Source organism: Panacagrimonas sp. (assembly GCF_965216805.1).
GTDB lineage: Bacteria > Pseudomonadota > Gammaproteobacteria > Nevskiales > Nevskiaceae > Panacagrimonas.
Map to the genome: position 1 here is coordinate 540,194 of NZ_CBDCGN010000002.1, position 12,959 is coordinate 553,152.

Annotated in this window: 14 protein-coding genes; 8 read left to right on the forward strand and 6 right to left on the reverse strand. The window is 62.7% G+C overall.

Going from position 1 to position 12,959, the window contains the following annotated elements:
* Nucleotides 1–9: 9 nt before the first annotated feature.
* Together ACOOHP_RS02595 and ACOOHP_RS02600 are read right to left on the reverse strand one after the other, a co-directional pair.
* Nucleotides 10–1,179: an acyl-CoA dehydrogenase family protein gene (locus tag ACOOHP_RS02595; RefSeq protein WP_420464904.1), complete on the reverse strand. Its 1,170-nt coding sequence runs from the start codon at nt 1,177–1,179 to the stop codon at nt 10–12.
* Between the two features lie 101 nt (nt 1,180–1,280).
* A complete protein-coding gene (locus ACOOHP_RS02600) occupies nt 1,281–2,000 on the reverse strand; it encodes a glutaminyl-peptide cyclotransferase (RefSeq protein WP_420464905.1) in 720 nt (239 codons plus the stop codon).
* Between ACOOHP_RS02600 and ACOOHP_RS02605 the strand changes: the two genes are divergently transcribed.
* From ACOOHP_RS02605 to ahpF, 5 genes are all read left to right on the forward strand, one after another.
* A complete protein-coding gene (locus ACOOHP_RS02605; RefSeq protein WP_420464906.1) occupies nt 1,966–2,655 on the forward strand; it encodes a hypothetical protein in 690 nt (229 codons plus the stop codon). The genes ACOOHP_RS02600 and ACOOHP_RS02605 overlap by 35 nt on opposite strands.
* A gap of 164 nt (nt 2,656–2,819) precedes the next feature.
* Nucleotides 2,820–3,686, forward strand: a complete 867-nt coding sequence (locus tag ACOOHP_RS02610; RefSeq protein ID WP_420464907.1) for a YicC/YloC family endoribonuclease — start codon at nt 2,820–2,822, stop codon at nt 3,684–3,686.
* Between the two features lie 67 nt (nt 3,687–3,753).
* Complete coding sequence (locus tag ACOOHP_RS02615) at nt 3,754–3,915, forward strand: hypothetical protein (protein ID WP_420464908.1); 162 nt, start codon at nt 3,754–3,756, stop codon at nt 3,913–3,915.
* A 143-nt stretch (nt 3,916–4,058) separates the two neighbouring features.
* Nucleotides 4,059–4,622, forward strand: a complete 564-nt coding sequence (gene ahpC, locus ACOOHP_RS02620) for an alkyl hydroperoxide reductase subunit C (RefSeq protein WP_420464909.1) — start codon at nt 4,059–4,061, stop codon at nt 4,620–4,622.
* Between the two features lie 175 nt (nt 4,623–4,797).
* The gene (gene ahpF, locus ACOOHP_RS02625; protein WP_420466937.1) at nt 4,798–6,381 is read left to right on the forward strand and encodes an alkyl hydroperoxide reductase subunit F; all 1,584 of its coding nucleotides are present in this window, start codon (nt 4,798–4,800) and stop codon (nt 6,379–6,381) included.
* Between the two features lie 325 nt (nt 6,382–6,706).
* Here the strand turns inward: ahpF and ACOOHP_RS02630 are convergent, their stop codons facing one another.
* Complete coding sequence (locus ACOOHP_RS02630) at nt 6,707–7,645, reverse strand: LysR family transcriptional regulator (protein ID WP_420464910.1); 939 nt, start codon at nt 7,643–7,645, stop codon at nt 6,707–6,709.
* An 18-nt stretch (nt 7,646–7,663) separates the two neighbouring features.
* Here ACOOHP_RS02630 and ACOOHP_RS02635 point away from each other — a divergent pair, with 18 nt between their 5' ends.
* On the forward strand, nt 7,664–8,002 hold the full coding sequence (locus ACOOHP_RS02635) for a c-type cytochrome (RefSeq protein WP_420464911.1): 339 nt from the start codon (nt 7,664–7,666) through the stop codon (nt 8,000–8,002).
* Between the two features lie 144 nt (nt 8,003–8,146).
* Nucleotides 8,147–8,392: a DUF2798 domain-containing protein gene (locus ACOOHP_RS02640; protein WP_420466938.1), complete on the forward strand. Its 246-nt coding sequence runs from the start codon at nt 8,147–8,149 to the stop codon at nt 8,390–8,392.
* A 142-nt stretch (nt 8,393–8,534) separates the two neighbouring features.
* Here the strand turns inward: ACOOHP_RS02640 and ACOOHP_RS02645 are convergent, their stop codons facing one another.
* On the reverse strand, nt 8,535–9,911 hold the full coding sequence (locus tag ACOOHP_RS02645) for an OmpP1/FadL family transporter (protein WP_420464912.1): 1,377 nt from the start codon (nt 9,909–9,911) through the stop codon (nt 8,535–8,537).
* A 47-nt stretch (nt 9,912–9,958) separates the two neighbouring features.
* On the reverse strand, nt 9,959–10,792 hold the full coding sequence (locus ACOOHP_RS02650) for an SDR family NAD(P)-dependent oxidoreductase (protein ID WP_420464913.1): 834 nt from the start codon (nt 10,790–10,792) through the stop codon (nt 9,959–9,961).
* A gap of 206 nt (nt 10,793–10,998) precedes the next feature.
* Here ACOOHP_RS02650 and ACOOHP_RS02655 point away from each other — a divergent pair, with 206 nt between their 5' ends.
* On the forward strand, nt 10,999–11,892 hold the full coding sequence (locus ACOOHP_RS02655) for a LysR family transcriptional regulator (protein ID WP_420464914.1): 894 nt from the start codon (nt 10,999–11,001) through the stop codon (nt 11,890–11,892).
* Between the two features lie 455 nt (nt 11,893–12,347).
* Here ACOOHP_RS02655 and ACOOHP_RS02660 read toward each other — a convergent pair whose 3' ends face one another.
* Complete coding sequence (locus ACOOHP_RS02660; protein ID WP_420464915.1) at nt 12,348–12,854, reverse strand: cytochrome C; 507 nt, start codon at nt 12,852–12,854, stop codon at nt 12,348–12,350.
* Nucleotides 12,855–12,959: the final 105 nt, after the last annotated feature.

The window sequence follows — 12,959 nt, forward strand, 5'->3', positions numbered from 1 at the left end:
GCGCGCCGCTCAGGCGGCGGCGGGCTTGCGCTTGGACGGCAAGGTGCCGGTGAGCTTGCAGATGATGCCGAGCATGATCTCGTCGGCGCCGCCGCCGATGGAGACCAGGCGCGTATCGCGGTAGGCACGCGCGACGTTGTTGTCCCACATGAAACCCTGACCGCCCCAGAACTGCAGGCAGGCGTCGGTGACCTCGCGCGCCACGCGGCCGATCTTGAGCTTGGCCATGGACGCCAGCAGGGTGGCGTCCTGACCAGCCACGTAGTCCTCGGTGGCCTGATACACCAGCGCCTTGAGCGCGGTGACCTCGGTGCGCAACTCCGCCAGCCGGAAATGCACGTACTGGTTGTCCAGCACGTTCTGCCCGAAAGCCTGGCGCTGGCGGGTGTATTCGGTGGTCTCGTCGATCAGATTGAACAGGCCGTCGATGCCGCTGGCGGCGCCGAACAGGCGCTCTTCCTGGAATTGCATCATCTGGTAGACGAAACCCATGCCTTCCTGGCCGATCAGATTGCGCTGCGGCACGCGCACCTCGTCGAGGAAGATCATCGCGGTGTCCGACGAGCGCATGCCCAGCTTGTCCAGCTTGGTCTTGCGGTCGATGCCCTTGGCGTCCAGCGGCACCACGATCAGGCTCTTGTTCTGATGCACCCTGCCTTCCGAGGTGTTCGCCAGCAGGCAGGCCCAGTCCGACTGGGTGCCATTGGTGATCCACATCTTGGAGCCGGTGATGACGTAGTCGCCGCCGTCCTTGCGCGCGGTGGTCTTGATGCTGGCCACGTCAGAGCCGGCGCCGGCTTCGGACACCGCGATCGAACAGCACTGCTCGCCGGCGATCACCGGGGCCAGATACTCGCGCTGCAGTTCGATCGATCCGAAACGCGCCAGCGCTGGCGTGGCCATGTCGGTCACCACGCCGATGCCCATCGGCACCCCGCCGCAAAGGCAGTTGCCCAGCGCCTGGGCGAGCATCAACTGGTAGCTGTAGTCCAGACCCTGGCCGCCGACCGCTTCCGGCTTGTTGATGCCCAGCAGGCCCAGTGTCGCCATCTTCTTCAACACCTCGTGGGCCGGCCAGATACCGTCCTTCTCCCACTGGGCGACATGCGGGTTGAGCTCGTCCGTCACGAATTTCCTGACCGTGCGATACAGCTCTTTGTGTTCGTGGGAAAGAATCATTTCCGCGATGCTCCTGTGCGTATAACCTAGATATTTTGGGTTTCCAGGCAGAGTTTATACGGAACGTTCAAGCGCGTTTAAAGACATTTCGGAACGTACGATTACTTATCCCCGTGAGCCTGCACGCAGCCGCCCAGCTCCACTTCGAACAGGCGCGGCCAGCGCTTGCCGGTGATCAGTACACGGCCGCTGCGCTCGTCGAAGGCCACGCCGTTTAGATCGGTTTCCGGCGGCACCACTTGCGGCCAGCGCAGCTCGCGCCGCAGCGGCGCAAAGTCGTAGCGACCGCGCACCGCGCCCGACTGCGGATCGATGGCGATCACCTCGTCGAGGTGCCAGACATTGGCCAGAATCTCGCCGCGTACGAATTCGAGCTCGTTCAGCCGAGGCACTGCGCGACCGCCGTCGCGGACCTCGATCTGCCGCAGCCGCTGCAGGCTGTCGTGATGCAGCAGTTGCAGACGGTGGCTGCCGTCGCTCATCACCAGGGTCGGCGTGGGCTTGTCCGCGGTCGGCGGCAGGGTGGTCAGGCCCCAGCCTTCGCCCGCGTACTTCACCGTCCCCAGCGGGTTCAGGTCCAGGTCGTAAACCCAGGCGCGTTGTTCGCGCCAGGTCAGTTGCAGCAGCCGATCGCCAACGCGGGTCAGGCCTTCGCCGAAATCGCTGCGCGGTAATCGGTACCGGCGCAGCCGCGTGCCGCTGGCACGATCCACCTCCTGCACCGCCGAACTGCCGTACAGGCCGGTGCTCTCGTAGAGCCGGCCGTCGGTGACCAACAGGCCCTGGGTGAAGTGCGAAGGATCGTGCGGATGCTGTGCCACCACGCGCCAGCTTCGCTCGCACGCAGCGGGCTGTGACGAGGCCGCCGGCAGCGTCGTCGCAAGCGCCGGCGACAGTGCAAAAAAAAGCCACGCACACAGCCATGCAACACGATTGACTTTTGGCCGCAACAGCCTAGAGTCGCGGGCACGCGAAGAAGAAAAAATTTCTTCGCTATTTTTTTTCTGGGGTTGGTCTGACATTCGAGTGGAGGATAGGGAAATGGCGGTGAAGTCCAAAGCAGCGAAGAAGGGAGCGGCCAAGTCCAAGGCCGCAGCCAAACCGGCCAAGAAGGCCGTGAAGAAAGCGGCCAAGAAGGCCACGACAAAGGCGGCAAAGGTGAGCGGCAAGGCCAAGACGGCGGCCAAGTCGGTCGCCAAGAAGGTGTCGGCCAAGAAAGCATCGGCCAAGAAGACGATCAAGAAAGTCGTCTCCAAGGCAGCAGGCCAGAAGGCGGCAGCCAAGAAGTCGGTGGGCAAGGCCAAGGCAGCAGTGAAGAAGTCGGTCGACAAGGCCAAGACCAAGGTCGAATCGCTGGTGAAGAGAGCCAAGAAGGCCGCACGCAAGGTTGCTCCGGCGCTGGTGGCGGCAGTGGAAGCGCCTGCGGCGACCAACGACACGCCACCGGCACCCGAAGCGGCGCCGGCGCAGGCCTGAGCACGCTGGCGACATCGCCGCCCCCGCCACGACATCGTGGCGGCTAGCGGGTCACAATGGGCACGGGGCGGATTTCCGCCCCGTGTTTTTTTGTGTCCGGGGCGGGCGCCCCCCCGGTCGCCTAAGACCCGAAACCGTCCACCCACGTCAATGCAACCATCGCCATGATCCGAAGCATGACGGGCTATGCCCGTGTCGAAACCCACGGCGCCTACGGCCGGCTGAGCTGGGAATTGCGCGCGGTCAATCACCGCTATCTGGACTTCGGGTTTCGCATGCCGGAGGACTTTCGCGCGCTGGAAGGCGAGCTGCGCCAGTACGCCGCGGCGCACGTGTCGCGCGGCAAGCTCGAGGCCTCGCTGCGTCTGGTCGCCGATGCCTCGGCACAGAGCGCGATCGAGCCGGACCTGGATCGGGTGCGGATGCTGCGCGAGGTGCTCGACAAGGTGGCGCAGCAGTGGGGCACGCTGGGCGATGCCGATCCGCTGCGCCTGCTGGCATTTCCCGGTGTGCTGCGCGAGGCGGCTGCCGATCCCGCGCCGATGCTCGAAGCCGCGCGACAGTCGTTCAAACGGCTGTTGAGCGAATTCAACGACAGCCGCGGCAGCGAGGGCGAACGGCTGACCGGATTCCTGACCGAGCGCTGCGACACGGTCGAGCGGCTGGTGGCCGCGGTGCGAGCCCGCTACGCCGAGATACCGGCGCTGGGGATGGAGCGCCTGCGCCTGCGTGCACGCGAGCTGGGGGTCGAACTCGACCCCGGCCGCCTGGAGCAGGAAATGGTGGTGGCGCTGCAGCGGCTGGACGTGGAAGAGGAGATGTCGCGCCTGCTGTCGCACCTGATCGAGGTGCGGTCCGCCCTGGGCCGTGACGAGGCGGTGGGACGCCGGCTGGATTTTCTGATGCAGGAGCTCAACCGCGAGGCCAACACCCTGTCGTCGAAATCGCAGGATGCCGAGATGACGCGTCTGGCGGTGGACATGAAGGTGCTGATCGAGCAGATGCGCGAGCAGGTGCAGAACATCGAATAAGGGACGCGCATCGCGCGAAGGGGGGCTTGCTCCGCTCGCGCAGGAGGGCCATCGTTAGGGTATGCCGGTGGCTCGTTGCCAGGTCTGCGGTCTTTCCATCAGCGCCCGTTGCGTGCGCTGCCCGCGCTGCCTGTCCCGCAGTCCCACGGTACGGCGGGTGTCCGTGGCCGGGGCCTTGGTGGTGTTGCTGATCTCGCTCTACTTCCTGCTGCTTTACAAGTTCGCCTGAGCGCCTGCCGCAGGCGTAGGGTCGGAGTCTTGTCGATTGCATATATCAATCGAACATATTCTGTTAATCAATTTCAAATATGTTGAACGCGTCCGTAGGATAGAGGGTGTTCCCTTACCCCATCCATCCAAACGGAGCTTCTGATGTCGTTGATCAACACGGTTGTCCAACCTTTCAAAGCCACTGCTTTCCAGCAGGGCGAGTTCATCCAGGTCACCGAGGCCAGCCTCAAGGGCAAATGGTCGGTGCTCGTCTTCATGCCGGCGGCATTCACCTTCAACTGCCCCACCGAGGTCGAGGACGCGGCGGATCACTACGCCGAATTCCAGAAGCTCGGCGCCGAGGTCTACATCGTCACCACCGACACGCATTTTTCGCACAAGGTGTGGCATGCCACGTCGCCGGCCGTGGGCAAGGCCAGGTTTCCGCTGGTTGGTGACCCCACCCACGCCCTGACCCGCGCCTTTGGCGTACACATCGACGAGGAAGGTCTGGCCTTGCGCGGCACCTTCGTGATCAACCCGGAAGGCGTCATCAAGACCATGGAAGTGCATGACAACGCCATCGCCCGCGACATGAAGGAAACCCTGCGCAAGCTCAAGGCCGCCCAGTTCATCGCCGCCAATCCCGGCCAGGTCTGCCCCGCCAAGTGGCAGGAAGGCGCCAAGACCCTGAAGCCGTCGCTGGATTTGGTCGGGAAGATCTGACCCCGAGCCACCCGTCGAGGGCGCCGGGGTCGGCTTCATCGACCCCGGGATCGACCGCAAGGCGGTCGGGTCATTTCCTCGCCCGAGCGTAGCCGTTACGAACACCTCCCACCCGGCAGCCTACCGCCGGGCCGGGAGACTCTTGCCCCAAAATTCGAAACTCAGGATGCATACCATGTTGGACGCCGATCTCAAGGAACAACTCAAGGCCTATCTCGAACGGGTGACGCGGCCGATCGAGATCACCGCTTACCCGGACGATTCCGCCGCCTCGCCTGAAATGCTGGGCCTGCTGACAGACCTCACCGCCCTGAGCCCGCGGATCACCGTCACCGAGCGGCACGATGGCGAGCAGCGCCGGCCTTCGTTCGCGCTGAATTCGCCGGGGCAGGACATCTCGCTGTGCTTCGCCGGCATTCCGCTGGGTCACGAGTTCACCTCGCTGGTACTGGCACTGCTGCAGGTGGGCGGTCATCCGTCCAGGCTCGCGGCCGAGGTCATCGAGCAGATCAGGAATCTCGATGGCGACTACACGTTCGAAACGTATTTCTCGCTGTCATGCCACAACTGCCCGGACGTGGTGCAGGCGCTGAATCTGATGGCGGTGCTCAACCCGCGCGTCAAGCATGTGGCGATCGACGGCGCCCTGTTCCAGGATGAGGTCGAGCAGCGCCAGGTGGGTTCGGTGCCGATGGTGTTTCTCAACGGTCAGAGCTTCGGCGCCGGTCGCATGAGTGCCGAAGAGATTCTGGCCAAGCTCGACACCGGCGCGGCCATGCGCGAGGCGGAGAAGCTCAAGACCAAGCGCCCCTTCGACGTGCTGATTGTCGGCGGCGGGCCGGCCGGCGCAGCCGCGGCAATCTATTCGGCGCGCAAGGGCATCCGCACCGGTGTCGCTGCAGAGCGCTTCGGCGGTCAGGTGCTGGACACCCTGGGCATCGAGAATTTCATATCGGTGAAGGAGACTGAGGGGCCTAAGATGGTCGCGGCGCTGGAACAGCACGTGCGCCACTACGACGTCGACATCATGAACCTGCAGCGCGCCGAGAAGCTGATCCCGGCGGGCGCCGATGGTCTGATCGAAGTGCAGCTCGCCAGCGGCGCCTCGCTCAAGTCCAGGACCGTGATCCTGTCCACCGGCGCGCGCTGGCGCCAGATGAACGTGCCCGGCGAGAATGAATACCGGAACCGCGGCGTGGCCTACTGCCCGCATTGCGACGGCCCGCTGTTCAAGGGCAAGCGCGTGGCGGTGATCGGCGGCGGCAATTCGGGCGTCGAAGCGGCGATCGATCTGGCCGGCATCGTCAGCCACGTCACCCTGATCGAGTTCGATGCCCAGCTGCGCGCCGACGCGGTGCTGCAGAGCAAGCTTTACAGCCTGCCCAACGTGCGCGTGATCGTGTCGGCGCAGAGCACCGAGGTCACCGGCGACGGCCACAAGGTCAATGGCCTGAGCTACCGGGATCGCGGCACCGGCGAGCTGCATCACCTGGAGCTGGAAGGCGTCTTCGTGCAGATCGGCCTGCTGCCAAACAGCGACTGGCTCAGGGGCACGCTGGAGCTGTCGGCGCGCGGCGAGATCATCGTCGACGAGCGCGGGCAGACCTCGCTGCCCGGCGTGTTTGCCGCCGGCGACGTCACCACGGTGCCGTACAAGCAGATCGTCATTGCGATGGGCGACGGCTCCAAGGCGGCGCTCGGCGCCTTCGATCATCTGATCCGCGACTCGGCGCCGATGGAGAACGCGAAAGCGGCCTGAGGCCGGCAGCGCGCAGCAACTGCACCGCCACGGTCGCGGTCAGTCTGTGGCGTGCTGAGCCGGCCTTGCCGGCATTATCTTTTCCTTCTGACGGCTAAACCCCAAAAGTGGGATTTCATACAGCTATACGACCGGGAAGTTCGGGCTCAGAGGTATGGCTCGGTCACTGGCGAAAGCCTACGCGAGCAACGGCATTCATGTGGCGCACATCCGCCTCGAATGTGTCGCGACTTATTAATGCGGACCAAGGATCGCTTTCAATCGCCGCGGTGCTGATCAGCAGAACACGAGAAACGCCGTGGGTCCGAAGTTGATGTCTACCGATTCAAGCGACGACGCGGGCAGGCTTTCGCACGCGTGGACTGGCAGCCTGGTCCTTTAACGCGACGCCCAGGATGCGGTCGCGCTCGTCGAGCAAGCGCTCTCCAAAGAACTTAAGGAAAGCACGAACTCGTGCGCTACGGCGAAGATCAGGGTGCGCGAGTACCCAAAGATGCATGTTGGTGGGCGCATAGGAACCCGGGACGCGCTCGAGCCGCATGTCCGAGTCGCCGATAAAGCAGGGCAGTACGCCGACCCCGACCCCTTCAGCTACCGCTGCACGCATAGCCTCCACGCTGTCGAAGCGGAGCTTCACCCTGGACGTCGACGCGCGGCGCAATTGCGATTTCACCTCGGGGAGACGCGCGAAGCCGCACTCCAGCGACAGCCAAGGGAGAGCATCCAAAGGGCTGTCTGTTCCCCAACGTTCTAATACCTTGGTCGTGGCGTACGCGGCCATCCCAAGTCGAGCAACCTTCCGACCTACCAGATGCTCGGGTGCGCGCGGCGAGTCGCGGATCACGACGTCCACATCCCGCCGAGCGAGATCGACAATTTCGTCGGTGACCCCGACCTCAAGCGAGATGCCGGGATACTGGGCAGTGAATGCTGCGAGGTGGCGCGGAAGGAGATGAAAGGCCACACCGCCGCCGGTGCTCAGACGCAGAGGTCCTTCCAACCGCTCATCTGCGCCGCGTACCCGGCGCGCCGCTTCCTTCGCCTCCGCGTCCATCCTTTCGGCTGCTGCGGCGAGTGCCTGGCCTGCCGAAGTCAGTCGATAGCGGTCGCGCAAGCGATCGAAGAGCTTTACGCCCAAGGACTGCTCAAGTCCTTCGAGACGCCGATAGACGCTCGAAATATTCACGTCCAGGTTGCGAGCGGCCGCGGCGAGACTTCCACCTTGGGTGATCGCCAATACAAATCGAAGATCGTTCCAATCCATGAAAGGAGGCTGCCCAAGGTGGGCGATCCCGTCGTGCCCAGGCCCATCGTGCCCCACGACTTCAAGAGCGACCCGACACTCGCCAACAAGGGGCGCGACCTCTACGTGGGCAGGTGCGTGTGGTGCCATGGCTCCGGGGCCGTATCTGGAGGCTACGCACCCGATCTCCGCGCCTCTCCAATTCCACTGTCATTCGATGCCTTCAAGGCGGTGGTTGTCGGCGGTGCCAAGGTTCAGCCATACGGAATGCCGAAGTTCTCAGACCTTCAAGCCGAGGATCTCAAGGCTCTTCAGCATTTTATTCGTCAGCAGGCGGCAGTCGGGACGAAAGCGGCCGCGAAGGCAGCGACGGAATAAGTTGGTGTCGAACCGCTGGGAGCACCACGCAGAAATGAATAGCCCATCGGTCGAAGGCGGTCCGCCTTTTGGTTATGAGGAGACGTGCCATTTCGGCCCGTCGTCGCTCAGGCAGCCAATGTGCCAATCGTGCGCGCGGCCGGAATGACTGACGGCCCGCGCGGCCGGGTACCTGCTCGATGGGGGCCTCATCTTTTCGGGACTATTCAATCCGGACTGACGACTCTGATCGCGACCGGGATTGCATCCATCCCCGCATGGGGCCACGGGACTTTCTTTCGCGCATGGATCTCGGCATGGTTGCTGGCTTGGTGCGCCATGCTGCCAATCGTGCTGCTCGCGGCCCCATTGATCAGAAGAGCTGTCGACCGACTGACGAGCGCGACCTAATCCCCTGAGAAGATGGTTCTTTGCCGCGCGATAGAGGTTCCCTCTGACCGCGCGCCCGGATACGCCTCATCAGTTCATCGGCAATGGGGCTGAATCCAGATTGCCATCTTGGGACATCCGGATTCACGTCGACATACGGCACTCACCACCGACGGCTCCACGCCAGATAGATCGTATCCACACGGGGCTCGACCTTTTCGGTCGCGCCGGGGAAGACGGCCGAGTCACCCGAGTACTCTCCTCGACGGTAGGCACCGTAAGCGAAATGAATCTCGTCAGTTCCGGATGGCCGAAACGAGAATCCTGCAGTGAGATTCAAAGCGGGTGTCGGTGCCAAAACGGCGAAGCTCGCAGTGTTGATTGTGCTGTCGGCTTGAGGGACTCGGCCATAGGCGAATCCGGCCCGGACGTCCAAATTGGGTGTGGCGGCCCACGTCAGTCCGACGCGATAATTGGTCTGGTGAGTCCAATGAAAACCACTGCCGTCCCGGCTGCCCAGCGGCTTCTCCTCAGGGGCCTCGAGTGTGTTGAGCACGCCGTTTGCGAGCGCTGGAATGTGCCCGAAGAAAATCCGCTGGATATCGAGCGCGAGAGTCATCTCTTGTTTCGTGACGGCGACTCCCACACTAAAGTTGTCGGGTATGTCGAAGGAGCCACCGGCCAGGAGCCCGCGATACTCCTTGAAATCCTGCATATGGACTCGCGTTGCGTACGTTGCCCCGACATTCATCCAAGGCCAAATCGTGCCGAGCCATCCGAATCGCACGCCGGCTCCGGTCGCTCCCTCGACACCCTTGTTCGTTACGCGATCCGGCTCACGAGAAAGCGCTTCAAAAGCTTGCAGGCCGTAGACGCGAAACTGCTGGTAGGCCAACAGAGGAGCTATCCCGAAGGTGTGTCTCTCTATCGGCCGATAGGACAATGTTGGGGCGACGATGATCTGGAGAAGATCGAATCCCAATTCGCCGCAGCCCCCGAAATAGTTGCCCGGTTTATTGCCGCAGCGAGACGGATTGTTGTTTGAACCCGGGATACCAGTGGTCTCGTGATACTCGGTATTGAGGCCACCGTTGCCGTAGAACGTGATGCCCCACGCCCAAATATCGTTGAGATGATGAGCATAGGCACCATCCGGGATCAGAAAAACATCGTTGCGGCTCTTGGTTTTGAAGTCGAACGCGGTACCAGACCCGGTCCTCGTCATCCGCCGTGACGGCAAGAAGGTGAGCATTCCGAGATCCAGACGCGTCCCGGCGGCCGCCAGCTTGCCGGGGTTGGATGAGCCCGCGAATGCATCGAATCCCGTGGCCGTAGATGCTCCCGCCGATTGATGGGCGTACGGACCATAGCCGAGGACAAAGTATCCGCCCGCCGCGTGAGCGCCGCTCGTCAGCGCTCCTCCGAGCAGGAATGCCACGGCGCAGCGGCGAAGGCGGCGAGTAAGTGTCCGTTTCATTTCACGCTCGATCTCATGCTTTTGAAAGGGGCCAGGGAGACCGCCGATGTCACCGGAAATCATTCCTCGAACGGCTCGGGGACCTCACCGGACCCGGTGAGGTCCCGCTATCACATCGGACGGAGCGCGCCCGATGCCGAAGGTCGAAGCGCCTTTTTCAGCAGAGCGCCCCAAAGTCCGACCGAGGCGCGACGAGACAGGATGCGTCGTCCCACCAGGTTTCCCATGAATCGGTTCAAGCGACCGACAACGTGGTGAGGTTCGTTTCGCATCAGCGCTTTTAACGCTTCATCAGCCACCGCACCCACTGCCATGGGCTTGATAGGCAGGGACATGAGATCTGCGTCTGGATTCTGAACAACCAACGGGGTTGCAGTCGGACCAGGGGAGACGACGGTGACGTAGACACCTGCATCTTTGAGTTCCGCGTTGACCGCTTCCCCTAGCGCGATTACCGCAGCTTTGGCTGCCGAGTACGTCGCCCCGTAAGGAATTCCATGCAGGCCCATCGTCGACCCAAACAGCATGATTGCGCCGCGATTCGACCTGCCCTGAAAGCGGCGCGCGAAGTGATGGAGCAGCACGACACTCGCCGTCGCATTCAACTGAAGAACGGCGACATGATTTGCGAGCGGCCGATCGGTAAACGCGTCGAGATCTCCGCCACCGGCACAAGCGATGACGACCCCGATATCGAGGGTATCGGTAAGCGACGTCAGTTCCGAAAGGAAGTCGGCCTGCGTAACGTCCAGCGCTCGCGTGCGTACCTCGACCGCGTGCTGCGCGCGGAGCGCAGTCGCGCATCGCTCAAGTTCCGCCGCACGCCGCGCGACCAGCACCAGGTTGAACCCCCTAGCCGCCAAGCGTTCTGCTACCGCTTCGCCGATTCCGGAAGTGCCTCCGGTGATGAGTGCCCACTCTCCGAAGCGTCTCAGGTCAGTCATTGCTTGATCTCATTTCAGGTGTCCACTCGACTTGTCCTTGCTCGCCTCCCCTGCGATGCCTAGATGCCACGAGATGTCGCTCTGCGAGGAGGTATTGCATTACCCAGTTGCTTCCCTGCACTGTGAATGCAGAAAGCAGCCTTGCACAGTCTCGATTGATGCAAGCACAGGCATGCATTTCTGCAATTAACGTCAGGAGACCGAATGTGGACTGGAACGACCTTCGCTTTCTTTTGGCAGTAAACCGCGCGTCGGGGCTAAAGGGGGCGGCACGCGCGCTGGGGACCAATCCATCGACGGTCTATCGCCGACTGGAGGCGCTGGAAGGTCAGCTCGGCGTGCAACTGTTCGAACGCCGTCGCGGCGGATACCGCCCGACCACCATTGGAGCTCTTATCGCTGAACGCGCGCAACGAATCGAGGGTGAAACGCTGGCGATCGAGCGGCAGGTTATAGGCGCGGATCGCCGTCTCGAAGGACAGATCCGGGTCTCCACCAACGAAGCATTCGGCTCATACCTGCTGCCGCCGTTGCTGGCGGAGTTCCGCAAGCTCCATCCTCGATTGCATATCACCCTTTCGGTCAATAATCAGAACGTCGACTTGACCAGGCGCGACGCCGATATCGTCGTCCGCGCGTCCGATACGAAGCCGGTCGATCTCGTCGGCAAGCCCGTGGGGTCTGTCGGGTATGCAAGCTACGCGGCTCGGTCTTACCTTGATCGAGTGGGCCGTGGGCGCCCTTTAGGAGACTATGAATGGTTGGTGCATGACCTATCGAAGGCCCGCCCCGTACTCGCGGACTGGATGGGAAAACACGTTCCCGAGTCGCGCAATATCTTCGCTTGCGATTCACTGACAGCACTGATCGAGGCAGCTTCGCAGGAAATGGGCTGCTGCATACTCCCATGCTTCACCGCCGCTCGGTTCCCCGTTCTGGAGCAATTGCCGGGAACCTATCTGCTCACGGACATCGCCGCTTGGGTGCTCACTCATTCCGACATGCGGAAGAGCGCGCGTGTACGCGCTTTCATACAATTCTTCAGTGCTCGACTCGCTGCCGACTCGGATCGCTTGTCAGGACGCGCTTGGCACACTTGATAAATTGCTCGGCGCAATGGTCTGCCGTTAGCAGCTTGCTGAAATAGCTCTTTGGGCATCACCGCGAGACGCCGAAGCTGTCTTCATTGCCTGTGTGGAGCGACTGAACGCCGCCTTGAAATCGTTCAAAGACCTACCAAGCAATGTCGCGCGGTTCGGTAAGCACTCCACGGGAGGTCGAATAGTTTTTTTCAGCACGCTTTTGGCTCGCGGGCTGATCAAATCCGTCATACGACGGAAAAGCAGCTGTCTCTATTTGTCGCTGATTTCACAGATAAACACGGATCAAGACGTAAACCTGCTGTGAAAGTTAGCTTCCTCGACCGAGTGCCGTGATCGGCGCTGGCAAGTCGCCGGGTTTCAATCTGTGTCATCCGTGAAATCCGTGGCAAATGCTTTCTCCTGGCTAAAGCAAGTTCAGCGCCTTCCGCTGTGCGGCCGAGCGATCACCCCGCTCAATCCGGCGAGCGGTGCGTGAACTGGATCGTCGGTCCGATCCAGGTGTCGCCCGGCGCCAGCGCGGGCGGGGCCGGCTCGCCCTTGGGGCCCAGCCACTGGACGAAGGTGAGAATCGACAACAGATCGTGGTCGCTCATCGCGGCCAGGTTGAACCAGGGCATCGGCGGCGCGGTGCGCAGGCTGCGGGCGTAGTCCAGCCACTGTTCGTCGTTGAAGCGCAGCAGGGTCAGGCGCAGGTTGCTGGCGAACGTGGTGCCCCAGGGTCCTTCCCAAGCGGTGGTGTCGCCGGTCAGCCATGCGTCGTGCGGCACCTGTCCTGCCGACTGGCTGTAGCCGGGTGTGTGGCAGTCGTGGCAGCCGCTCACCCGGGTCAGGTACTCGCCGCGCGCCAACCGTTCCGGGTCGGGCGGCACGCTGCCGGCAATGACCGGCTCGACGGCCACCGCCGACATGGCCGGGGTCAGGCTCAACAGTGCGACGGCAGTGGATCGGCGCAAGTTCATGGCGGGGCTCCTGCAGCGGGTGAGTGGGCGTGGATGCACTGTAGGAATTCGCTCGCTGCAGATCAGCGCAGGCGTCGGAATAAGATTGCTTCCATTCCGGCAACC